The 22,583-nt window shown below is 68.8% G+C and carries 16 protein-coding genes and 9 pseudogenes; 13 read left to right on the top strand and 12 right to left on the bottom strand.

Annotated features, from left to right (window positions below; genetic code table 11):
- From ACFZDK_RS54240 to ACFZDK_RS54295, 12 genes and pseudogenes are all read right to left on the bottom strand, one after another.
- Positions 1-231: pseudogene (locus ACFZDK_RS54240) on the bottom strand (transposase family protein); the annotation flags it as partial.
- A gap of 115 nt (positions 232-346) precedes the next feature.
- Positions 347-1,144 (bottom strand): annotated as a pseudogene (locus ACFZDK_RS54245) (transposase family protein).
- A gap of 184 nt (positions 1,145-1,328) precedes the next feature.
- Positions 1,329-1,712: pseudogene (locus ACFZDK_RS54250) on the bottom strand (transposase domain-containing protein); the annotation flags it as partial.
- Between the two features lie 12 nt (positions 1,713-1,724).
- The gene (locus ACFZDK_RS54255) at positions 1,725-1,850 is read right to left on the bottom strand and encodes a hypothetical protein (protein WP_390986461.1); all 126 of its coding nucleotides are present in this window, start codon (positions 1,848-1,850) and stop codon (positions 1,725-1,727) included.
- Between the two features lie 169 nt (positions 1,851-2,019).
- Positions 2,020-3,507: a hypothetical protein gene (locus ACFZDK_RS54260; protein WP_390986464.1), complete on the bottom strand. Its 1,488-nt coding sequence runs from the start codon at positions 3,505-3,507 to the stop codon at positions 2,020-2,022.
- Between the two features lie 326 nt (positions 3,508-3,833).
- Positions 3,834-4,369 (bottom strand): annotated as a pseudogene (locus tag ACFZDK_RS54265) (winged helix-turn-helix domain-containing protein); the annotation flags it as partial.
- A 61-nt stretch (positions 4,370-4,430) separates the two neighbouring features.
- Complete coding sequence (gene def, locus ACFZDK_RS54270; protein ID WP_390986467.1) at positions 4,431-4,976, bottom strand: peptide deformylase; 546 nt, start codon at positions 4,974-4,976, stop codon at positions 4,431-4,433.
- A gap of 400 nt (positions 4,977-5,376) precedes the next feature.
- Positions 5,377-5,499: pseudogene (locus ACFZDK_RS54275) on the bottom strand (IS5/IS1182 family transposase); the annotation flags it as partial.
- 40 nt (positions 5,500-5,539) lie between these two features.
- Positions 5,540-5,833 (bottom strand): annotated as a pseudogene (locus ACFZDK_RS54280) (transposase); the annotation flags it as partial.
- Positions 5,834-6,696: 863 nt separating this feature from the next.
- Positions 6,697-7,491 (bottom strand): ATP-binding cassette domain-containing protein, encoded by a 795-nt coding sequence (locus tag ACFZDK_RS54285; RefSeq protein ID WP_390986469.1) that lies wholly within the window; start codon positions 7,489-7,491, stop codon positions 6,697-6,699.
- 32 nt (positions 7,492-7,523) lie between these two features.
- On the bottom strand, positions 7,524-8,324 hold the full coding sequence (locus ACFZDK_RS54290) for a hypothetical protein (RefSeq protein WP_390986472.1): 801 nt from the start codon (positions 8,322-8,324) through the stop codon (positions 7,524-7,526).
- A complete protein-coding gene (locus ACFZDK_RS54295; RefSeq protein ID WP_390986474.1) occupies positions 8,321-8,896 on the bottom strand; it encodes a sigma-70 family RNA polymerase sigma factor in 576 nt (191 codons plus the stop codon). The genes ACFZDK_RS54290 and ACFZDK_RS54295 overlap by 4 nt, the downstream gene beginning before the upstream one ends.
- A 302-nt stretch (positions 8,897-9,198) precedes the next feature.
- Between ACFZDK_RS54295 and ACFZDK_RS54300 the strand changes: the two genes are divergently transcribed.
- From ACFZDK_RS54300 to ACFZDK_RS54360, 13 genes and pseudogenes are all read left to right on the top strand, one after another.
- A complete protein-coding gene (locus ACFZDK_RS54300; RefSeq protein ID WP_390986477.1) occupies positions 9,199-9,576 on the top strand; it encodes a GDSL-type esterase/lipase family protein in 378 nt (125 codons plus the stop codon).
- The gene (locus tag ACFZDK_RS54305; protein WP_390986498.1) at positions 9,540-9,866 is read left to right on the top strand and encodes a GDSL-type esterase/lipase family protein; all 327 of its coding nucleotides are present in this window, start codon (positions 9,540-9,542) and stop codon (positions 9,864-9,866) included. The genes ACFZDK_RS54300 and ACFZDK_RS54305 overlap by 37 nt, the downstream gene beginning before the upstream one ends.
- Positions 9,867-10,158: 292 nt before the next feature.
- A complete protein-coding gene (locus ACFZDK_RS54310; RefSeq protein ID WP_390986480.1) occupies positions 10,159-10,377 on the top strand; it encodes a hypothetical protein in 219 nt (72 codons plus the stop codon).
- Positions 10,378-10,587: 210 nt separating this feature from the next.
- Positions 10,588-11,871 carry a serine hydrolase gene (locus tag ACFZDK_RS54315; RefSeq protein ID WP_390986482.1) on the top strand — a complete coding sequence of 428 codons (1,284 nt, stop codon included), beginning with the start codon at positions 10,588-10,590 and terminating at the stop codon, positions 11,869-11,871.
- Between the two features lie 88 nt (positions 11,872-11,959).
- Positions 11,960-14,137 (top strand): MMPL family transporter, encoded by a 2,178-nt coding sequence (locus ACFZDK_RS54320; RefSeq protein WP_390986485.1) that lies wholly within the window; start codon positions 11,960-11,962, stop codon positions 14,135-14,137.
- Positions 14,138-14,181: 44 nt separating this feature from the next.
- A complete protein-coding gene (locus ACFZDK_RS54325; RefSeq protein ID WP_390986488.1) occupies positions 14,182-15,399 on the top strand; it encodes a histidine kinase in 1,218 nt (405 codons plus the stop codon).
- Positions 15,392-16,078, top strand: coding sequence for a response regulator (locus tag ACFZDK_RS54330; RefSeq protein ID WP_390986490.1), 687 nt, complete (start codon positions 15,392-15,394; stop codon positions 16,076-16,078). The genes ACFZDK_RS54325 and ACFZDK_RS54330 overlap by 8 nt, the downstream gene beginning before the upstream one ends.
- 117 nt (positions 16,079-16,195) lie before the next feature.
- A pseudogene (locus ACFZDK_RS54335) lies at positions 16,196-16,480 on the top strand (alcohol dehydrogenase catalytic domain-containing protein); the annotation flags it as partial.
- Between the two features lie 220 nt (positions 16,481-16,700).
- A complete protein-coding gene (locus tag ACFZDK_RS54340) occupies positions 16,701-16,895 on the top strand; it encodes a zinc-binding dehydrogenase (RefSeq protein ID WP_390986501.1) in 195 nt (64 codons plus the stop codon).
- 159 nt (positions 16,896-17,054) lie between these two features.
- On the top strand, positions 17,055-19,922 hold the full coding sequence (locus ACFZDK_RS54345; RefSeq protein WP_390986493.1) for a BTAD domain-containing putative transcriptional regulator: 2,868 nt from the start codon (positions 17,055-17,057) through the stop codon (positions 19,920-19,922).
- A 109-nt stretch (positions 19,923-20,031) separates the two neighbouring features.
- The gene (locus ACFZDK_RS54350; RefSeq protein ID WP_390986496.1) at positions 20,032-20,385 is read left to right on the top strand and encodes a hypothetical protein; all 354 of its coding nucleotides are present in this window, start codon (positions 20,032-20,034) and stop codon (positions 20,383-20,385) included.
- A gap of 75 nt (positions 20,386-20,460) precedes the next feature.
- A pseudogene (locus ACFZDK_RS54355) lies at positions 20,461-20,790 on the top strand (helix-turn-helix domain-containing protein); the annotation flags it as partial.
- Positions 20,791-21,280: 490 nt separating this feature from the next.
- A pseudogene (locus ACFZDK_RS54360) lies at positions 21,281-22,198 on the top strand (IS110 family transposase); the annotation flags it as partial.
- Positions 22,199-22,583: the final 385 nt, after the last annotated feature.

Below are 22,583 nucleotides of genomic sequence, written 5' to 3' on the forward strand. Positions count from 1 at the left end.
CCCCGAACCCGGCGCCGACCTGTGCGAACGTCTCGTTCTTCCGCAGGTGGGCCAGTGTCAGCAGGGCTTGCTTGAAGCAGCTCAACTTCCGCCAGGGCGAGCGAAGTTCACGCCTTCGGGTGTAGATGAGCCAGGAGACATGCTCGACCAGCTCGTGCGGGACGTCGAGCGTGGAAGGATACGGAACCAACGAAGCCCCCCGGCCGTCGGCGTGTTGAGTGAGATCACCACACCAACGACGAGGGGCTTCGCCACGTCACCCCACCTGACCAGCCTGTTTCACTCCTCAGCCCCCGGGATGAAAGAGGTTCACTGATTCCTAGCCTCGGGATTTCGTGACGGCTCGTCAGTGCAACTGGCGGGCCGTTTCGGCTTGTTGGGCTGATGGTGGGCAGTGAACCGTTTTCATCCTGAATACGTGCAGGTCGGTGTGGACGGCTTGAACTGCTGTGCCGATGCGGCGGGTGGAACAGCGTGCTCGCCGTAGCAACCGCCAGGTCTTGAGCTGGGCGAAGGCGCGTTGGCCGGGAGCGCGGAGACGGGCATGGTCGCGGTTGAACTGCTGGTAGTGGGCGGGCTGTTCGCGGTGGTGGTAGTAGGGGGTGCGGACGGTGGCGCCGGCACCCTGGTAAGCGCGGTCCGCCAGCACGAGAATCTGTCTTGTGAGGCAGGCTTGGACGATGCCGTGCGCGCGGGCTGCGGTCAGGTCGTGTGTGCGGCCCGGCATTGCGCGGGAGAACTACAGCGGGGTGCCGTCCGGACGTGCGATGACCTGGATGTTCATGCCGTGCTGCTTGTGTTTCTGGGAGTAATACGGCTCATCCGCGGCGACGCGGTCGATGGGGATGAGCGTGCCGTCGACGATGACGAAGTCCCCTTCGCCCAAGCCGACGAGGGCCTCGTGCAGGCCGGGCGCCCAGGAGGCCAGGAGGCCAGGATCTCAAGAGTTTCGTGCACGTACCGCCACGCGGTCGCTGTGGAGACACCGAACCCCGCCGCGAGCCACCAGCGCCAGCAGGGCCTGCTTGAAACAGCCCAGCTTGCGCCATCGCGAGCGGCGTTCACACCTTCGGGCATAGATGAGCCAGGACACATGCTCAACCAGCTCATACGGGACATCGACCGTGGCACGATACGGGACCAAGCGAGGCTCCTCGGACGAGGCGTGGTGCGTAGAGAACACCACCGCAACGACCAGGAGCCTCGTCTCGTCACCCCGCCCCGCCGACCTGCACCTTCACCCCTGCAGGACAGGATGAAAACGGTTCACTGACCGCACCGCGAACGCATCCGAATTCCAACTCCGTTCAGAGTCTGCCCAATTGCGGTCATTCGTTGTGATCACCGTATTTGCGGTCTGACTCTCGGTCGGGAAGCGGGACGGGTCTCGCCGCGGCCGTGGGGCCGCGCTCCGGCCTGTAGTGGGTGGTGGATGCCATGCCCGAAGAGATCATCGACGTCGACCAGGTCGGCAGTGTCAGCGCGGGCCGGTGCGCGGAGATCGTGGCCGAGCTCTCGAACAGGCGCCGCATCGGACGGGTGCCGATGCGCCGGCGCAGGTCACGCAGGGCCTTCGCGGTCGGCCGGACCACCTTCAGCCCCGTCAAGCCGGCCAGAGCTGCGGTGAGCTTGTGCCAGACCAGCGCGTATCCGACCTCCGGAAACAGACACGCCGCCAGCAGGAAGTGGACCCCGACTCGTGAGGGCAGGACCCGTAACCGACGCTACACCGTGCGGGTTTCCTCGAGAACCGCATCGACGAGCTCGAACGGCACGATGCGGGTCAGCTCACCGAGATGACCGGGAGCAAATCGCCCCGCGGCCACCGTGAACAGGCGGGAGACGGTCATCAGACCAGCGGCAGGGCACAATGACGTACAGGCAACGGAGCTCCACAGGCTGCATACAGTCTTGGCGGACTACCTGCTTCAACGGGGCTCCGTTGCTCACATTCCCGTCCGGTGCCCGAGCCACCTCAACTGGCTTGCCACCAGCGCAAATACGTTACCCGGCCTTGGGTCAAGGCCCCTTCGGAGGCGGGACGTTGTCCCGGACATAGACGGTGACTCGCGCCCCGTTGACATGCGTTGTTCCGCACTGACGGAAGTAGCGCCGCAGGGTGTTTGTTTTCGCTTCTTCCTGCGGGTTGGTCGGCGAGTTCACGCCCACCGCGCGGACAGCGATGATCCGGTCGAAGTCCAGCATGCGTGCTGCTATGTCCCGGGCGGGAAGCTCGACACCTGCAAGTGTGTTCGACGATACGGGATCCTGTGCCAGGGCGAGATCTGTCAGAGAACGGGTGTCCTCGGGGTTGGCGGCGGTCAAGGTCCGGGTCTGGCCGGTGAGGTAGAGCAGTCCGTCGCCCGGGCGGCCTTCCCTGCGTACGGCGGCGCCGAGGGCGGTCGCGTTATTGCTCCGGCTCTGGGGCGTCCTGAGTGCAAGACTTGGCTGGACGAGCGTGCCCAGTACAGCGACCGCCGCGATCCACGCGCTTCGGGACGACCGCTGCCGCTGATGGAAGTAGTCCATCCAGGCGCCCAACAGCAAGGCGATTCCGATGTTGCTGTAGAGCACATACCGGTCGACGAAAAGGGGCTTGACCAGTGAGGTGATCAGCAGCAGAAGGCCTGGAAGCACAAGGATCGGCACAGCCAACGCGGAAGGCCGCAGGGGCCCTCGCGCCCCCAGGGGCGCTTGGGCACACGCCACGCCCACGAGGGCCGCAACCAGGAAATAGCGAAGCCGCACCGGTTCGCCGATCCAGGACACCTGCTCCGACTGCTTCGCACTGCAGATCGCCAGTGGCAACAGTGCGCCCGTCACGCTCGCGGCAGCCACACTCCACGCCTTCAGCACCGGTCGCGGAACACGGGAGATGGCCAGTGTGACGCCATGTGCAACCAGGGCGAGGACCGCGAACTCATGGAGCAGACAGGCCAGCAGCATGGTGGAGCCGTAGACCGCCCACCGCCACCGGGCGCGATGCGGGACGCTGACCACGAGCGCGTAGGTGGCCCAGGTGACCAGGGCACAGACCATCGCGTACGAGCGGCCTTCCTGCGCGTACTTCTGTACCTGGGGAAGAAGCGGAAACACCAGCCCGGCCAGCAGCCCGGCACGGGGCCCCGCCAGGCATAGCCCCAGAAGCCCGACTCCGCTCGCCGCCACGGACATGGCCAGCACAGACGGCAGCCGCAATGTCAGCAACCCTGCGCCGAAGAGACCGAAGATCTCATGCATCACGGCGTAGTAGAGGGCATGGACCAGATCAACATGCTGTGCGGTGTGCCATATCTGCGAAAGATCGCGGTGCGCGAGCTGATAGGTGACGGCCTCGTCCCCCCACATGGTGTTCTTCCTGCGGATACCCCAGAGCCCCAGAGCGATGGTCAGCGACAAGGGCGCGATGACGACAATGGTTTTGGCGGGGCTCGATGAGGGGCGACGGGCGGGTACGGGAGGGGCAACCGCCCGGGTGACGGCGGGGCCACGTTCAGCAACGGACATTGGCGACAGTGCCTTTCAGCAGCGGTGCAGACGTTCCGCCAGCGTGCCGGGACCTCGTTGACCAGTTGCTGACCCAACCTGACCGGCCGATCAGGAAGGTGGGCTAGTGTCCTGCGCCAGAGATCCGTCGTCGGCAGAGGGGGCGAGGGAGTCGTCTAGATGAACGGCTTGGGGCCTTCGTTCCAGTTTTTGACCCAGCCCGGATGTCGGTTTCCAGGGCCTGGATGTTCTTGTGGGCGCAGCGGCGGATCATCTGATGGGTGAGGTAGCCGAACCACCGCTCGACCTGGTTGATCCAGGAGGAGCCGGTCGGGGTGAAGCGCAGCTCGAACCGGGGGGTTGACCAGCCGCGCACAGCCAGGCGTCGAGCGCCGACACGGACCTTCCACCTGCGGCCAGGTCTCCTTCACCCAGCCCGCCACAGCATCCTCGTCGCGCTCGACCGCTCGACGGGCCGGGACCTGGTGGCTGAACCCGTGCCGGTGCAGCATCCGCGCGATCGCCGACAGCGTCATGCTCTTGTGGAACCGGCGCCCGATCAGCGTCTTGATCCGCGCCGACGTCCACGTCTGGTCCGGCCAACCGTGTGCGACCGGCTCTCTGGCGAACTCCTGCTCGAGCACGGTGAACAGGGCCTCGCTCAGCTTGGTCCGTGGGAGGGGCCCGGCAGACCGCAGCCTCTCGATGCTGGCGTCGCGCTAAGCCCGGCACCATCGCTGCACCGAGCGCACCTCACCCGTAAGTCCTTGGCGGCCTCGGCGTTGGAGGCACCCGCAGCAACCCGCTCCGCGGCCTCGAGCCGGATCCGCTCGCGAAACGCCTGCCGTTCAGGCGCCAGGCCACCACCTTGGGCATATCTCACACAACTGACATACCGCGACGGTCACACATCGTCAGCCCCCAGCGACATCAAGCCGCAAAGGTCAGTGATGGTGCGGTGACTGCTTGACCTTTGCCATGGTGTTCTCGTCGAACCATTCGGCGGCTCGAAGCGTAGACATCCACCGCTCCTGCTGCTCAGGCGTCAGCCTGTCGATGAACAGCACACCGTCCAAGTGGTCAGTCTCATGCTGGATGCAGCGGGCCAAAAACCCGCCGCCGACGACCTGGACCGGGTCGCCCTTCACCGTAAAGCCCTTCGCCACGACGTTCATCCGACGTTTGGTGTCCAGGTAGAGGCCGGGGATGGACAGGCACCCCTCCATACCGTCCTGCTCCTCCTCGTCCGGAAAGTTCACGACGGGATTGACTAGATGGTCCAGATCGCCCTCGGACAGCTTGGGATTCCAGACGAACACTCGGAGCCCTACACCGAGCTGAGGCGCGGCAAGTCCGGCCCCCTGGCTGTCCTGGAGTGTCTCGCGCAGGTCGCCAACCAATCTGCGCAGCTCGCCATCGAAGTCAACTACCGGCTTGGCCGGCTCTCGCAGAACCGGGTCCCCGAGCTGCCTTATCGAAATGACCGTCACGTAAAACCTATCCCTTGCTCAACGGACACCGTCTGGGTCCGATCGTTAACATGCCGACGAGATTCGTCGGTCCCTGCCCTTGCCAGCGAGGGGGCTTCCGGCCCGCGCGGCTCACACCCGGACAGGGACAGGGCGGACAACACCTTGACCGACGGCTCACGCGCCTGCCTGCAGCCATAACGGTAGGGGAAGGAGAACGGTTCAATTTCAGATGGCGGTTCGTGGAGATACGGATCGGTCGTCACATCTGCCACGTGATCCTGCTGGCTCGCCTGCTGGCGCTCTCAGCGTGGCCGTTGCGGACATCCACGTTTGACGGCGCGGGGTGGACCACTCGGGGTTCGGTAGAGGGCGCGGACTGCCCCGAGTTGGGTGGAGTCGAGTTGCTTGATTTCAGATTTCATCCTGAATACGTGCAGGTCATCAGGGTGTGGACGGCTTGAACTGCTATGCCGATGCGGCGGGCGGAACAGCGTGCTCGCCGTAGCAACCGCCAGGTCTTGAGCTGGGCGAAGGCGCGTTCGCCGTGAGTGAGGCGTCCTCCGGAGTGTGGACACGGGGGTTCATGCTGCGAGTGTGAGTTTACGTGCTCGCCGCTGTTGCTGTTCGAACTCGGCTGGCGAGAGGTAGTTGAGGGCGCTGTGGCGCCGTCGGGCGTTGTAGTAGGAGAGCCACTGGAAGATCTCCAGCCTCGCCTGTCGCACCGTCGAGAACATCCTCTGGTGCATCGTCTCTCCCTTGAGTCCCTGCCAGAACGACTCGGCGAGGGCGTTGTCGTAGCTCGAGCCGACCCGGCCCATGCTCCTGCGGATCCCGAAACCGTCGCAGACCTGCGCGAACGCGGCTGACGTGTATTGGCCAGGTTCGGGCAGCAACCCTTCGTGCGCCCGGCTGACGCAGACCCGCGGGGTGTCGTCGGTGCACACCAGTTCCTGGGCGACCGGGTCGAGCGTCCCTTGGTCGTAGGCGTCGCCGGTCGGCACCACCAGGGCCGTGGCCGTGGCCCCGATGGCCAGCGGCAGCAGTGCGGCGAACGCGAACTTACGGTTTTGGACGGCGAAGAGCACGACGCCGGCCACCGCGACCGCGGCCATCCAGAGTGCCTGGGCGGCGCTGACTTGGCTGTCGACGGTGTCGTAGTCGCTGAACATGCTCATCCCCATGGCCGGGGAGAACGCCGCCGTGAATCCGCCGTCCGGAAGGGTGTGGGGCGCGAGGATCAGTAGCGCGAAGCCGATCACGGCCAGCGCGGGTGCGGTGGCGAGCGCCGGCACCAGGCGTCCGACGGCCAACCCGAGCCAGACCGAGGCGATCATCGCGACCAGCCCGACGGCCACGACGAAGAACGCGGCCGGCGGCAGGTAGCGCGCCGTGTCGGCGATCCGTGGTGCCGCCGCTAGGAGCGTGACGAGGTAGGCGACGAGCACCGCCAGGGCCGTCGTGGCCAGGATCGGCACCATGCGCTGCGGTCTCGGGCGGGGCACGGTGGCGAGCAGTTCGGCGACGTTCGCCCGGTGCTCGCGATAGGACTGCCAGGCGCCGGCGGCCATCGCAAGGGGCGAGAGAACCGCGAGGTATTCGCGCTGCGTCATGGCCAGCGCCATCCACCCCGTGGACCATCGCCCCGCGGTGGCGTGGAGGACGATCGTGCCGGCGACGGCGATCAGGAGCGCGGCGCCGAGGGCGGCCGAGCGCCGGAGCTCGATGCCGAGGATGCGGTTCATGCGTTGCTCCGGTGCCGGCGCAGGAGTGCGGAGTAGCCGCGCTCTGCCGGGCTGTCGCCCGCGTCGCCCTGCCCACCGCGGGCGATCAGGTCGTCGGGGGTGCCCTGGAAGAGGAGTCGGCCTTCGTTCATGAGGATGACGTCGGTGCAGGCAGCGACGACGTCCTCGACGAGGTGGGTGGAGACCAGTACACAGCTGTCGGTGCCGAGGTCACGCAGCAGGTCGCGGAAGTCGAGACGTTGTTCGGGGTCGAGTCCGACGGTGGGCTCGTCGAGCAGTAGCAGTTCGGGGTCGTTCACGATGGCCTGGGCGATGCCGGCCCGGCGCAGCATGCCGCCGGACAGCGTCTTCATCCTGGCGTCGGCCTTGGTGGTGAGACCCACCCGATCGATCGCGCGTTGTATTGCGTCGGGTATCGCGGTTTTGGGCATTTCCTTGAGCCAGGCCATGTACGCGACGAACTCGCGGACGGTGAACCGCGGGTAGAAGCCGAACTGCTGCGGCAGATAGCCCAGTTTGCGACGCACCTCGCGCAGGTCGGCACGGCCGTCCACCTGCGTGCCGAGCAGCGTCAATGAGCCGCTGGCGGGCTTGACGACGGTGGACAGCGCGCGCATCAGCGTGGTCTTGCCGGCGCCGTTCGGGCCGAGCACGCCGTGCACGCCGGCAGTCAGCGTCAAGTCGAGTCCGTCGACCGCCAGGTGCCGGCCGGCCCGGACACGCAGTTCTTTTGCGTGGACGAGCCAGGGATCAAGGGTGGGAGCCGTTTCGGCAGCACGCACCGCTCGCATGGGTCTCTCCTGTTGGTCCTGTTGATGGGGGGTCAGTTACCACTGGTCAGGCGGCGGAAGTGCGTGGCGGCGAGTGGTGTGATCGCGGCAAGGGCCACGGTGACCGCCACCCAGTCGGCGGTGCTGCCTGGCTGCAGTACCGGGGACAGGGACTGGGCCGCCACACTCGGCAGCAGGACTGCTGCGGACCAGACCACCGCGAGTCCGATCGCCGCGCGCCGTACGCCGATGAGGGCGCCGAGCACGAGGGTGGCCCCCGTGAACGCCAGGCACGGCAGCAGGGTGAGGGCCAGCGAGGTTCCGGTGCTCACACCCGCCACCAGCAATGCCGGAAGCACGACGACGAGCACCGCGAGCGTCCGCCGCAGCACCATGGCCAGGCCGGCTGCCGGTGTGGTGGCGATCAGTTCCCAGGCGGGGTCGATCCGCCGGCTCCAGGCCACCGCGACGCCGGGCAGCGGAGCCACCGGGGCCAGCAGCAGCACGAGCGACGGCAGGCTCGGCTCAGCGGAGTCCAGGAGTAGGCCACAGCCCAGCACCGCGACGGTCACCGCGAGCCAGGGCAGCAGCGTCCACGCGAGCCAGCGCCGGTGCACGGCCGCTGCTGGTGTGCATTGCCGGGTCGGCGACGGGCTCGCTTCGATCGCCTGGCCGAGCGAGACGGCGACACGGTCGAGCAGATCCGTCGTGGCAGGGGTGGCCTTGGCGGCCAGTGACTCACGGCAGCGGGCGCACGCGTCGAGATGGACCTCGATCGACCAGAGCGCGGCGTCGTCGAGTCCGTGCCCGCCGTCCGCGTAACGGGCCAGGATCGTGTCGGTGGGATGAGTCATGACAGCGCCTCCCGCAACGCGATCCGAGCCCGCCGCGCGCGGGTTTTCACCGTGCCCTCCGGCACACCGAGCAGCACCGCCGTCTGACGGACCGACAGGTCATCGAGCACCATCGCCTGCAGCGCCTGCCGTAACTCCGGTGGCAGCCGCAGCAGCGCCTGTTCGAAGTTCTGGTCGACGCGGTTCGCCATCACCTCGTCCTCGGCGGCCGGCGCGGTCGTCTCGAGCAGGGCAACCGTCGGCACCCGCTCCTGCCGGGCACGTCGGCGGAACGCGTCGACGAGACGGTTCGCGGCGATCGTCCAGAGCCAGCCGACCGCACTGCCCTCGGTCACGGAGCCCGCATAGCTGCCGGCCGCACGCCAGACCGCCAGGTAGGTCTCCTGGAGTACGTCGGCGACGACGTCGTCGCCGACGCAGCGGCGGTGGAGCCGCACCGCCAACCAGGGCGAAGTACGCCGACACAGCTCGTCGAACGCTGCCCGGTCACCACCGGCGACGCGACGCACGAGTTCTGCCTCGTCGAGGTCTGCCCTCCCTTTCACGATCAGGGAGACGAAACGACCGTCCATTCAGGTTCTCGGACGCTCTTAAGACGCTTCCTCCCCTCCCTGGGCAGCGGCGGCATCCGCGGGGCGGGACGAGAAGGTCCCCGGGGTTGAGACCTGTAAAGCTCCTCCTCCTGGCTGATCGGTGCTTTGACCAGGGGTGATCGGGCGTCGGAGCCGTGGTGTCGGCGGCATATCGGGGGCTGTCGGTCCGATGTCGGCCTGATGTCGGCGGGGTCTGACACCTTTCGAGAGGTCTTGCCGCGGGCGCCCATCTGACTACGGGTTTCCGCTGTCCTCTCTTCACCCGAACTCAAGGAGCGCACATGACGATCACTGTCCGACCGGGAAGCACCGTGATGTTCACCGGCGATTCGATCACCGACTGCCAACGGCTGGCGAGCGAAGACGGCCTCGGGTTCGGCTACCCGCTGCGCGTCGCGGGTGAGTGGGGACTCCGGCGCCCGGACCGTCCCGTGACCTGGCTGAACACCGGAATTGGCGGCCACAAGGTGATGGACCTCGAAGCCCGCTGGCAGACAGACGTACTCGACGCACACCCGGACGTGGTGTCGATCCTCGTCGGGGTCAACGACATGGGCTGGCACACGCTGGACCCGAAGGGGTATGTGTTCCCGCGGAGGAGTTCGAAGCGGGTTATGACCGGCTGCTCGCTCCCCTCGCCGAGGCGGGTACGAAGCTGATCCTCATCGAACCGTTCCTCCTGCCGATCCGCGGCGTCGTCGAGGCCGGGGCCGGATACGCACTCATTGGAGAGGAAGAGCGAAAGCAATGGCGCACCGACCTGGACCCGAAGATCCAGGCCGTGCGCAAGCTCGCCCGCAAGTACGGTGCGCATCTGCTCGACGCCGACGACATGTTCGCCGAACTCGCTGTGACGACCGGGCCGGAGTATTGGGCCGCGGACGGCGTACACCCGACGCCGGCCGGTCACGCCGCACTCGCGGCGGCCTGGCTGCGCCTGGTCGCGTGACCGGGCCTCGCGATCGCCCGCGACCTGCAGACGGCCTTGCCCGAGGCGATCGCCGAGCCCCTCACCCGGACCAAGGCCGTCCGGCAACGGGCCGTACTCGAACTCCGGGAGACCCTGGCCTCACCAGGTCGCGGCACTCCTGGACCTGTCTGTTGGCCGCGTCGACCAGTTCGCCAAGGGCAAGTAACCGGGGCCTGCTGGGCTGATCATGGACGTGCCGGCGCCCACTGGGCCGTCGGTACGTCCGAGATCAGCGCAAGGTGGTGGGGGCCAGCCGGATCGTCTGTGGCTGTTGCATCCGGAGGCGTATGGGCTTGGGCTCGCCGGCCGCTTCCACTACGCCGCCTTCGCCTTCCTCCTTGGCGTCACCCTCGCGATCCTCATCCGCCGCACTGTCACCGCCATGGCCATCATCCTCGCGGCCTTCGCCGCACTCCAGATCGCCATGCCCCTGTACCCGGCCTCGCCGTGGCCCTGGCCGCCTTCTGCGCCTGGTGAATCCGCGGTCTGACCAGCGTCTCGCCGAAAGAGGTCATTCCTTGGAGTGACACCGGCGCTGGATGCCGTCGTCCGGGGGAGTGACGGCGGTGCGGAAATCGCCCGCCAACGAGTGACGATCTTGTGCGGCCGTCCTGGCTGAATGGTGTCCGCGCGGCTGTTGCGCCGCAAGGGAAATCAACCTCAGGAGGAAACGATGGGTCGCCGATTCGCCGGAAAGCGCATGCCCTCCCGACGTGCCTGCTCGGCCGTGTCCGCCGCTCTGACCGCGCTGGCGGCCCTCGCCTGCGTCACGCCGGACGCGGTCGCGCTGAACGACTCCGCGCCGCGGGGCGTCGACAGCAGCCGGCTGGCCGGCCGACCGGCCGGAGAGGACGCCGCGGCGCGGCGGCTGTCCGCGCTGATGCAGAAGGAAGTCGACGCGGGCGCGCCCGGGGTGGTGGTTCGGGTGAACGACGGCAGGAAGACGATCTCGCTCGCGCGGCAGGCCGGGTGGACCAGGCCCGACCACAAGCTGTCCGCCGACGATCAGTTCCGGATGGGGTCGAACATCAAGACCATGGTCGGCCTGCTGGTGCTGCAGCTGGTCGCCGAGCACAAGGTGTCGCTGCAGGACCGGGTGGAGAAGTGGCTGCCGGGCCTGGTGCCCGGCGGCGGGAACATCACGCTGAAGATGCTGTTGAACCACACCAGCGGCCTGTTCGACTACATCAACGATCCCGGCATCCTCGCCCGAGTGACCGGTGCGGACACGTCCTCGGTGACGCCGGAGGAGTTGCTGGCGGTCTCCGCGCAGTACCCGCCGCTGTTCACACCGGGCGCCGAGTACGCCTACAGCAACACCAACTATGCGGCACTGGGCCTGGTGTTGGAGAAGGCGACCGGCCAGGACCTGGCAACGCTGCTGCAGCGTCGGATCATCCGGCCGCTCGGCCTGCACGACACCTACCTGGCCACCAGCGGGGCGTCCCGGGACGGCGACAAGCTGGCCGATGGCTACGAGCCGGATGCCGAGCACCTGGCGCCGCTGCTGCCACCGGAGGCGCCCAAGGGCACCGCGTTCGCCGGCCCCGCCCGGGGCGAGCATGTGCTGGTGACCTCGCTCAACCCCGACTGGGCGTGGGCCGCCGGCGCCATCGTGTCCACGGCGGCCGACGAGCAGCGGTTCCTGCGGGCGCTGGCGTCCGGCAAGCTGCTGCCGCCCGCGCAGCTCGCCGAGATGAAGACGACCGTGGTGGAGACGCCCGGTGACCCGGACAGCGCGCGGTACGGGCTCGGCATCGAGAGGTACCTCAGCCCGTGTGGACCGGTGTGGGGGCACACCGGCGGGGTTCCCGGCTACTCCAGCCAGAACTACACGGACGAGACCGGGAAGCGCTCGGTCACCGTGGTGGCCACGACGCTGTTCGGGATGCGCGCCGAGGGTGTGGGCGCCGCGGATCAGAAGGTGGTCGACGCCGCGGTCTGCACCATGCTCGGCAAGTCCCTTTCGGCCGACTCCAGCTGACGCCGACTCACACCAACCAGAAGAGGAGGCGATCATGGAGCGTCGGACGACCACAATGGAACACCCGATACCCAGAGCGAAACGCCCGATGGTGACAGTGCGGATCGCGCGGTGGAGCGCGACACACCCGTGGCGGGCGATCGTCGGCTGGGTGCTGTTCGTCGCGGTCTGTGTCGCGGTGGGCGGTGCAGCCGGCACGAGGACGGCCGACGCGGACTTCTCGTCGGGGGAGTCGCGCCGCGCGGCCGAGATCGTGGACAGCGGCCGGTTCTCCGACCCGGCGATGGAGAACATCCTGATCAGTGCCCGGTCCGACGCCCTGGACGAGACGATCGCCCGGCGTGCCGCCGCCGACATCACCGCACGCCTCAAGGCACTGCCCGCGGTGGCGCAGGTCCAGTCGGCCGTCCTCGCGCCGAACGGAGCGGCGCTGCTCGTCCAGGCGGAGATGGAGGGGTCGGTCGACGACGCCGGAGAGCGCGTCCAACCGCTCCTGGACGCGACGGCAACCGTCGCGAAGAGCTACCCGGGGCTGCGAGTCGAGGAGGTCGGCGACGCCACGATGGACAAGGCCCTGAACGGCCGTATCCAGGGCGACTTCCACAAGGCTGAACTCATCAGTCTCCCGGTCACGTTGGTGATCCTGCTGGTGGCCTTCGGCGCGCTGGTCGCCGCCGGTGTCCCGGTGCTGCTGGCACTGTCGTCGGTCGGGGCGGCGATCGGGCTGTCCGCCCTGGCCTCGCACCTCGTGCCGGCCACCGACGTGCTGGACAGCGTCATCCTGCTGATCGGGATGGCGGTCGGGGTCGACTACTCCTTGTTCTACCTGCGGCGGGAACGCGAAGAGCGGGCGAAGGGCCACAGCGGCGTGGACGCGGTCGAGATCGCGGCGGCCACCTCCGGGCACGCGGTCGTCGTCTCCGGCCTGGCGGTCACGGTCTCCATGTGCGGCCTGTTCATCGTGGACGGCTCTACATTCCACTCGCTGGCGACCGGCGCGATCCTGGTGGTCGCCGTAGCGGTGCTCGGCTCGGTCACGGTGCTGCCCGCGCTGCTGTCCAGGCTCGGACGCCGCCTCGACCGGCCGCGCGTCCCGCTGGTGTGGCGGCTGGCCGCCCGGCAGGAGGGCGAAGGCCGCTTCTGGCCGGCGGTGCTGCGGCCCGCTGTACGGCGCCCGAAGGCCACCCTCGCGCTCGCCGTCACCGGACTGCTGGCGCTCGCCGCCCCGGCGCTGGGCATGACCCTCAAACTGACCGACGACGCGGACCTGCCCCGCTCGATCCCCATCATGCAGAGCTACGACCGGCTCGCCGACGCCTTCCCGAGCACCGGCTCCTCCTTCCAGATCGCGGTCCGCACCCCGGCCGGGGAGTCGGCCCGGGCGCGACAGGCGCTCACCGCACTGGGCGAACGCACCCAGCGAGACCCGCTGTTCGCGCACGACCGGCAGCCACGGCTACGGACCTCGGCGGACCGCACGGTGTCCGTGCTCGACGTGGGCGTGCCGTACACGGCGGGCAGCGACAAGGCGACCCGGGCACTGGAGGGCATACGGCAGCGACTGGTCCCGGCGGCGCTGTCCGGGCTGCCGGACGCGCAGTACGCGGTCGGCGGCTGGATCGCGATGAACGCCGACTTCAGCTCCGCCGTGGCCGACGCCATGCCCTGGGCGATCGCATTCGTGCTCGTGCTCACCCTCGCCGTGCTGCTGGCCACCTTCCGGGCACCGGTCATCGCCCTCACCGCGATCGCGCTGAACTCGCTGTCCGCGGCGGCCTCGTACGGGCTGCTGACGCTGGTCTTCCAACACCACTGGGCCGAGAGCCTGTTGGGCTTCCGGTCCAACGGCGGGATCGTGACATGGCTGCCGCTGTTCCTGTTCGTGGTGCTCTTCGGGCTGTCGATGGACTACCACGTCTTCGTCGTGAGCCGGATCGAGGAGGCGGTCCGCGACGGAATGCCGAACCGGCAGGCGGTCGCGCGCGGTATCACGACCTCGGCCGGCACCGTGACCAGCGCGGCCGTGGTCATGGTCGCCGTCTTCTCCATCTTCGGCACCCTGACCACCCTGGACATGAAGCAGCTCGGAGTCGGACTCGCCGCGGCGATCCTGCTGGACGCCACGATCATCCGGGCCGTGGTCCTGCCCGCCGCGATGATCATGCTCGGCGAGTGGAACTGGTGGACGCCACGGCCCCTGCGCCGCGAACAGCACGCGGTGCCGGTACGGCTCCGTGCCGCCACCGCGAAAATCGGCTCCGATTAAGGGAATTGACGATGCCGCGAGAGATCGCCGCTAGGGTCGGACGCGTGAGGGAGTACTCCAGCTGGTGGCGTTCCGGATGGCGCCCCCGGGGTGTCGACGCCGGGCTTGTCGTACTGACGCTGTGCGCGCCGTTGCTGATGCAGCCCAGCACGGATGCGTCGACGCGGGCCTGGTGGGTGCTGGCCGGCTGCGAGGTGGTGGTCGCGGTCGCCCTGCCGCTGCGGCGCAGGCTGCCGGTGGCCGTGTTCCTGGTGATCACCAGCGCCCTGGTGACGGGGGTCGTCTGGGGCGCCGCCGTGGGTGTGCGGCTGTCCCTGCTGGTCTACCTGTCGCTCGCCGTCGCCCTCCACAGCGTGGGCAGCTACTGCACGAGCCGGCCGCGCACCTGGCTGGCCGTGCTCGGCGGTGGCGCGATGGTCGCCGTCGGGATGTGGATCAACCACACGACCACCTTCTCGGCGGACTACCAGGGCTCTTCGGATGTGTTCGCCGTCCTCGCCCCGATGCCGTTGGCCTGGGCCACCGGGTTCGCCGCCCGCGTCCACCGCGCGAACCTCGCGGCGACCGAGCGGCGCGTCGAGGACGTACTGGGCGAACAGCAGTTGCGTGAACAGCAGGCCGCGCAGCAGGAACGGGTGCGGATCGCCCGCGAGATGCACGACGTGGTCGCGCACTCGCTCACCCTGCTCGTGGTGCGCGCGGAAACCCTGCGCGCTCGCGGCGGCGAGCTGCCGGAGTGGGCGCGCACCGAGACCGACGGTCTCGCCCTCGCGGGCCGTCAGGCCGGCGGCGAACTACGGGACCTGCTGCGGGTGCTGCGCGGTCCCGACGACGCGGCGCCGCTGCAACCGATGCCCGGTCTCGGTGATCTGCCCGACCTGCTGGACCGCAGCCGGGCCGCGGGCGCGCGCGTGGACGCGCGGATCGAGGCGGAGGCGGACGCCCTGCCACGCCCGGTACAGCTCACCGTCTACCGCATCGTGCAGGAGTCGCTCACCAACGCGCGCCGCCACGCACCGGGCGCGCCGGTCCGAGTCACCGTCGCCGAGGAGGCTGGGCGGCTACGCTGCGAAGTGGTCAACCCCCGGCCGGCGGGGCCCGTCCCGGCCGGCTGGGGCACCGGCCTGGGACTGGTCAGCATGCGCGAGCGGGTCGACGCGTTGGGCGGCGAGCTCAGCGCCGGACCGACCGGCGAGGGCGGCTTCCAGGTGGTGGCCACGCTGCCAGTGAGCCCCATGACACGGGACGCCGCCGGTGTCTGAGCCGATCACCGTGCTCGTCGTCGACGACGAGCGGATCATCCGCGACGGCCTGGCCGTGATACTGGACAGCCAGGAGGACATCACCGTGGTCGGCACGGCCGGGGACGGCGAGGAGGCCGTCGAGGTGTGCGTCCGGCTGAAACCCGACGTGCTGATGCTGGACATCCGCATGCCGCGCAGGGACGGGCTGTGGACGCTGGCCGAACTGGCCCGGCGGGGCATGCTGGGCCCCCGCCACACCCAGGCGCTCATGCTGACCACGTTCGACCTCGACGAGTACGTCGACCAGGCGCTCGCCGCAGGCGCCGTGGGATTCCTGCTGAAGAACAGCTCCTACGAAGAACTCACCGCCGCGGTACGCGCCACGGCCGCCGGGCACAGCGCGCTCAGTCCCGCGGTCACCCAGCGGATCATCGCGAGCCACCTCGCCACCCGGCAGCGGCCGGACAACGGCGACCTGAACCGGCTGGCCGACCTGACACCACGGGAACGCGACGTGCTGCGCCTGGTGGGCGACGGGCTGAGCAACGCGGAGATCGCCGTCCGGCTCGTGGTCAGCCTGCACACGGTGAAGACGCACGTCAGCCGCGTATTGGCGAAAACCGGATGCCAGAGCCGCGCACAGGCGGCCGTACTGGCCCGTCGCACAGGGAACCCACTACCGCCCCGGACGGAGTGACACCGCGCGGACGCCTGCCACGAGCGGCGTGTCAGGTCACGAGCCCTCGCCGGCAAGCGTGGACGACCGCCTGGACGCGCCGGGAAACCTCGCCCTACCAGCCCCCAAGGACGGACCATGAAGGCCATCATCTACCGCGACGACGGTGCCCCCGACGTTCTCCAGCTCGTCGACCGTGACCAGCCGGCGCCCGGCGCCGGCGAGGTTCGCGTCCGGGTCGCTGTGTCCGGGGTCAACCCGACCGACTGGCAGGCGCGCTCTGACGCCGGCCATTCCAAGCAATTCTCCGAGGTCACCCCGCACCTTGAAGGCGCCGGCATGATCGACGCTGTCGGTGAGGGCATCGACCAGAGCCGGGTCGGTCAGCGGGTCTGGCTGTTCATGGCAGCCGCCGGGCGGCCCACCGGCGCCGCCGCCGAGTACACCGTCGTGCCCGCCGGGCAGGCCGTGCCGTTGCCCGACGAGGCCGGCTTCGACGTCAGCGCCGCACTCGGAGTGCCCGCGCTGACCGCGCACCGCGCCCTCACCGTCGCCGAGGAGGGGCCGCGCCGGCTCCTGGGCGGGGGCACTCGACGGGAAGGTGGTGCTCGCCGCGGGCGGGGCCAGAGCGGTCGGGCACGCGGTGATCCAGCTCGCCCGGTGGGCCGGCGCTTCCGAGATCAGCACGGTCAGCAGCCCGGGGAAAGCCAGGCTGGCCACCGCCGCCGGAGCCCACCACGTGATCAACTACCGCGAGGGCGACCCGGCCTCCGAGATCCGCAATGTCGCCCCGGACGGCGTCGACATGGTCGCAGAAAGAGGTTCACCTCTGCGCTAGCTCCGTACAGCACCAAGAGAGGCTCGTGAGGCAGTAGGAATCCGAATGTCGACCGTGCGTGCCGACAAGCTGTTGTGCGCGGTAAACCGGACCCTGGCAGCGTAGGGCGGAAGCATCGGAAGCAACGGGGGAGGTTCAAAAGCACGCGTACAGAAAGTGATGGTAGCTGTGGTGGATGATGTTCGTTTTGCTGTGCTGGGGCCTGTCCGGGCCTGGTGTGGCGGTCATGAGTTGGATCTGGGGTCGCCGCAGCAGCGTGCGGTGTTGGCGGCGTTGTTACTGCGGCGTAGGCGGTCTGTCAGCGTCAGCGAACTCGTCGATGCGGTATGGGGTGAGGATCCGCCGCCGGCGGCTGTGTCCGTGCTGCGCACGTACGTCTCACGGCTGCGTAAGGCACTCCAGCCGTCGCGTGCGGCACAGGAGTCGGTTCAGATCATCGTGTCGACCGCGGACGGCTATCTGGCCGAACTGCCCCCCGAGCGCCTGGATCTGGATGTGTTCGAGCAGCAGGTCGCCGAGGCGAGACGGCTGCGCGCCATCGGTCAGGAGTTCGCCGCCGGGGAACTGTTGCACGTGGCGTTGGGCAGGTGGGAGGGGACACCGTTGGCGGGGGTGCCGGGCCCGCTGGCCGAAGCCGAGCGTGTCAGGCTCTCGGAGGTACGGCTTGCGGCCCTGGAGAACCGTTTCGATCTCGACATCCGGCTCGGCCACCACCACAACGTGGTACCCGAACTCGCCGCGCTGGTGGGCGAGCATCCGCTGCGGGAGCGACTGTGCCGGCTACTGATGCTGGCGCTGTACCGGTCCGGGCGGCAGGCCGAGGCACTCGCCGCATACCGCGCCACCCGACGCGACCTGGTGACCGAATTGGGTGTGGAGCCCGGCCCGGAACTCCAGGATCTGCACGACCGCATCCTGACGGCCGACCCGTCGCTGAAACCCGGCGCACCAGCGCTCGCCGGCACCGACCCCACGCCACAGACCGCGCCGGTCGCCGAGCACTCCGTCACGCCCGCTCAGCTCCCTCCCAAAATAACGGCCTTTGCCGGCCGCATCCGGGAACTGGAGAAGCTGCGTTCCCTGTTACCCGAGGACGGCGGCCGTCCGGCCACCGTGGTGATCCATGCCATCGCCGGCATGGCCGGTGTCGGCAAGACCGCCCTGGCAGTGCACTGGGCCCACGAGATCGCCCACCGGTTTCCCGACGGACAGCTGTATATCAACCTGCGCGGCTTCGACCCGGCTGACACGATCGCAGCGCCCGAGGAGGCCGTGCGCGTCTTCCTCGACGCACTCGGCGTCTCCCCCCACCGCATTCCCGCCGACCTCGACGCCCAGACGGGGCTGTATCGCAGTCTGCTGGCCGACCGGCGCATGCTGATCCTGCTGGACAATGCCCGTGACAGCGAGCACGTCCGCCCGCTGCTGCCCGGTGCCGCCGGCTGTATGGCCATCGTCACCAGCCGCAACTCCCTCACCGGCCTGGTCACCGGCCACGGAGCGCATCCGCTGCCTTTACGGCCGCTGGCCGTCACCGAGGCCCACGGCCTCCTTGCCCGCCGCCTGGGCGAAGCACGCCTGACCGCCGAACCACGCGCCGCTGAGGAGGTCACCGCACGCTGCGGGCAGCTGCCGCTGGCCCTGTCCATCGTCGCCGCCCGCGCCGCTACGCACCCGGAGTTTCCGCTCAGTGCGATCGCCAAGGAACTAAGCGAGAGCGCGGACAGCCTCGACGCCTTCACCGGCGGTGACCTCAGCAGCGACCTGCAGGCCGTCTTCTCCTGGTCCCACCAGGCACTGTCGACCCCTGCCGCACGGCTCTTCCGCCTTCTGGGCCTGCACCACGGCCCCGACATCTCCGCACCCGCCGCAGCTGCCCTGGCCGGCCTCCCCCTGCGCCCAACCCGCCGCCTGCTGAGCGAACTCACCCACGCCCACCTCCTCATGGAACACCGGCCTGGCCGCTACACCCTCCACGACCTGCTACGCGTCCACGCCCACGAACGCGTCCTCGAACAAGACAGCCAGCCCGACCGGGACCGGGCCGTCGACCGGCTCCTGGCCTGGTACCTGCACACCGCCGACGCCACCTACCCACACCTGACACCGAACCGACGACGGGTACCCCTCGATCCGGTGCCCCCCGGCTGTGAACCACTGCGCTTCCGCACCTACGACCAGGCCCTGAAATGGTGCGACAGCGAACGAGCCAACCTCTTGTCCGCGATCCACCAGGCCGCCGCGACGGGACGGCACGCCGTCGCGTGGCGACTGGCCCGTACGCTGTCGGGCTTCTACTACCTCCGCAGTCACCTCCACGACTGGCTCGACGCAGCCCGGATCAGTCTCACCGCCGCCCGAGCCGGCCACGACATCACAGTCCAGGCCTGGGCTCTCTACAATCTGGCCAGCGCGCTGACGATCGTGAGCCACTATGACGAGGCCATCGAGTACTACACCCAGTCGATGACCCTGTACCAAGAGGTCAACGACCCGGTCGGCGGGGCGATGACCTTGGGAAACCTGGGCAACCTGTACCTGCAGACCAACCAGCTCACCGAGTCGATCGAGTGCACCCGCAAGGCGCTGGTCGTCATCCGGGACACCGGCGACACCTGGAGCGAGGGCATCAGCCTGGCCAACCTGGGCGATGCCTACCAGCGGCTGGGCCGCTTCGACGAAGCCCTGACCCATCTGCAGAAGGCATTGACCGTCCTGCAGGCCATCGGTGACCGCTGGGTGGAGGGCGTCACCCTCGACGTTCTGGGCATGGTCCACCAACGGCTGGGCCATCCCGACAACGCGATCGAAACCTACTACCAGGCAATCGAAGCCCACCGGGATTCCGGCAACCGCTGGGGCGAGGGACACACCCTCCGCCATCTCGGCGACCTCCACCAGGAGACCGACGAACCAGACGCGGCACGCACCAGCTGGCAACAGGCCCTCACCCTCTTCGAGGAGTTGGACCATCCAGACGCGGAGGAGATGCGAAACAAACTTCACGCCCTCGACGAACATCCCTGAGATCCTTTACGTCGCCCTTCATCGCACCGGCACCACGGCCGCCGCGGATGCGGCACATGACAAGTGAGTGTCATGCATGGGGCATGTCCTGCCCCGAAGAAGTCAGCTGATGAGTACGACGACGGATCACTTGATCGACGCGGCGGGCTGCGCGTCGGCTGCCGTGGCCGGTGGCAGTGGCAAGGATGCCGATGTGAAGTCGATGCCAGTGTCCGAGAACGATCGTCCAGCGAGCCGCTGGAGGAGCTCGGCCGCGCTCGCGGCCGAGAAGGTCCGCAGGGACGCGCTGCGGCTGATGGGCGGGGACCGGCTGCGCCCCTTCCGGCCCCGGCTGCTGCCCGTGCGCGCCCGCCGCACCGGTGCGTTGGACGAGAGGGTGCTCTCGTTGACCGCGAAGGGCCTGACCTCGGGGCTCCCACCTTGCCGAGGCGTTCGGGATACTGACTTCGGCTCGTCAGGGTGAGCATTCGTGAAGTCCCTAAGGTGCCCGTGCGGTGCCTGTATTCCATGTGGCGTGAGGTATACGGAGGGGGGCGGGCTGACCGCCGCGGGACGACGGCGCCGGGAGACGATACGGCTGCAGGCGGCCACGTTGTTCGAGCAGAAGATCAAGCCGTCGGAGGTGGCACGCCGGCTGCGGGTGAGCCGGAAGTCGGCTTACCAGTGGCACCAGTGGTGGCGGGACGGCGGTCATGAGGCTCTGGCCTCCCGTGGCCCGAGCGGATCGCGATGCCGTCTGTCCCCGCGCTGTCTGGAGAAGCTGGCCACGTATCTGGAGCAGGGTCCGGCCGCACATGGATGGGTGGAGGACCAGGTGTGGACCGCGGCGAGGGTGGCCACGCTGATCGGCAGGAAGTTCCACGTCTCCTAATCCGTGGGTAAGAACGGTCTGCCATATTGGGAACACGGACAAGCCGTTCGTCAATGGCGGGACCGTGGCGTCTGGTCTTGATCCAGGCTCCCGAACCCTAATCCGTGCATCGGTGGGCGGTCCCGGCTCTGATGGTGGTGGCGGCCGCATGGGCGGCGGACGGACGCCTGCACGTCTCCGGGCCTCGACGCCTAGCTGTAGACCGTGCGACGTCTGGTGCCCTCGCGGCCACCACCACCGTCAACACCATCATCCTGGTCACTCGTTGGTGTTGGTGGTACGAGCCCATCGCGCGGTGACCTCTTGGTACGCCCGAGCCGATCTTCGAGCTCCCGCAGAGACCGAGGCCCGTGGGGTGCGCTGGTGCCAGGAACAGCTGCTGAGGTGGCGGACCGGTCCCGAGGGCCGAGTCCTGGGATTAGGCCGCTGCGTGGTTCCGCACGAGCTCGTGACCAGCGCAAACGTACAGGCAGTGCCGGGAGGGACTTTGATCTACTGCGGCATCGACTGGGCGGAGAAGACACACGACGTGGCGCTGGTTGACGACACCGGAACGCTGGTCGCCAAAGGGCACATCACCGACGACGCGGCCGGCTACAGGGCCCTGCTGGACCTGCTCGCCGAGCACGGGGACACCGAGGACAACCCCATCCCGGTCGCGATCGAGACCTCCCGGGGCCTGCTGGTCGCCGTCCTGCGCACCGGCCGGCGGAAGGTCTACGCGATCAATCCGATGGTCGCCGCCCGCTACCGCGACCGCCACTCCGTCTCGCGCAAGAAGTCCGACCCCGTCGATGCCCTCGTGCTTTCGAACATCCTGCGCACGGACATGCATGCCCACCGGCCTCTGCCCGAGGACACCGACCTCGCCCGCGCCATCGCCGTCCTGGCCCGGGCGTAGCAGGACGCCACCTGGAACCGTCAGACCATCGCCAACCAGCTCCGCTCGCTGCTGCGCGAGTACTACCCCGCCGCCCTGGCCGCGGTCGAGCCATGGAAGAACGGCCTGTGCCGTCCCGAGGCTCACGCCCTGCTCAAAGCTGCTCCAACCCCAACTCGCGCGGCCCGCCTGACCCGCACACAGCCCCAAGCCGCCCTCAAGCAGGCCGGACGCCGGCGCGGCATCGAGGCGGACGCCGACCGGTTGCAAGAGGTCTTCCGCGCCTAGTGGGCCCACCAGCCTCCGCTCGTGGAGGATGCCCTCGGCGAGCAGATGCTGGCCCTGCTGATCCAGCTGGAGGCCGCCTGCACCGCCGCCGACCGGCTCGCGAAGGCGGTGGAGGAGGTGTTCCCTCAGCACCCGGACGCTGACATCTACCTGTCCTTCCCCGGCCTCGTCGTCCAGCTCGGCGCCCGGGTGCTCGCCGAGGTCGGGGACGACCGCCCCCGTTTCACCGATGGACGGTGCGGATAGCCAGGGCGAGCAACCGCTTGGCCGCGGCGGGCCTGGTCAAGCGGCATGGGCGGTTGCGTACCGACTCCACTCATGTGGCGCGGTGCGGAAGTTGAACCGCGTGGAGCTGGTCACTGAGGCGCTCCGCACTGCCCTGGAGGAACTCGCCTGGGCGAACGAGGAGTGGCTGGCACCGCTGGTCACGGCATTGCCTTTAGAACGCGAGCCGCGCCCCAAGTATGGCGACCAGGGCATCATGGTGTGGGCGCGCACGAGTGATCTTTCTCGCCGTGTAAGAAGGCGCGTGAGCCCTGGCCCTCCGTGTGTGGGCTGGACTGTCACCTACCGGGTCCGCGCCCGCGCGCATTTGTGTCTGCGCCTTTGCTGTAGGGCGCGG

The sequence above is a fragment of the Streptomyces sp. NPDC007901 genome, assembly GCF_042959465.1.
Taxonomy (GTDB): Bacteria; Actinomycetota; Actinomycetes; order Streptomycetales; family Streptomycetaceae; genus Streptomyces.

Excerpts from the sequence above, each read along its gene's own strand:
- ACFZDK_RS54260 (WP_390986464.1), bottom strand. The coding sequence starts at position 3,507 with ATGTCCGTTGCTGAACGTGGCCCCGCCGTCACCCGGGCGGTTGCCCCT.
- ACFZDK_RS54350 (WP_390986496.1), top strand. The coding sequence starts at position 20,032 with ATGAGTACGACGACGGATCACTTGATCGACGCGGCGGGCTGCGCGTCG.
- ACFZDK_RS54290 (WP_390986472.1), bottom strand. The coding sequence starts at position 8,324 with ATGACTCATCCCACCGACACGATCCTGGCCCGTTACGCGGACGGCGGG.
- ACFZDK_RS54285 (WP_390986469.1), bottom strand. The coding sequence starts at position 7,491 with ATGCGAGCGGTGCGTGCTGCCGAAACGGCTCCCACCCTTGATCCCTGG.
- ACFZDK_RS54295 (WP_390986474.1), bottom strand. The coding sequence starts at position 8,896 with ATGGACGGTCGTTTCGTCTCCCTGATCGTGAAAGGGAGGGCAGACCTC.
- ACFZDK_RS54315 (WP_390986482.1), top strand. The coding sequence starts at position 10,588 with ATGCCCTCCCGACGTGCCTGCTCGGCCGTGTCCGCCGCTCTGACCGCG.
- ACFZDK_RS54300 (WP_390986477.1), top strand. The coding sequence starts at position 9,199 with ATGACGATCACTGTCCGACCGGGAAGCACCGTGATGTTCACCGGCGAT.
- ACFZDK_RS54320 (WP_390986485.1), top strand. The coding sequence starts at position 11,960 with ATGGTGACAGTGCGGATCGCGCGGTGGAGCGCGACACACCCGTGGCGG.
- ACFZDK_RS54345 (WP_390986493.1), top strand. The coding sequence starts at position 17,055 with ATGGTAGCTGTGGTGGATGATGTTCGTTTTGCTGTGCTGGGGCCTGTC.
- ACFZDK_RS54255 (WP_390986461.1), bottom strand. The coding sequence starts at position 1,850 with ATGACCGTCTCCCGCCTGTTCACGGTGGCCGCGGGGCGATTTGCTCCC.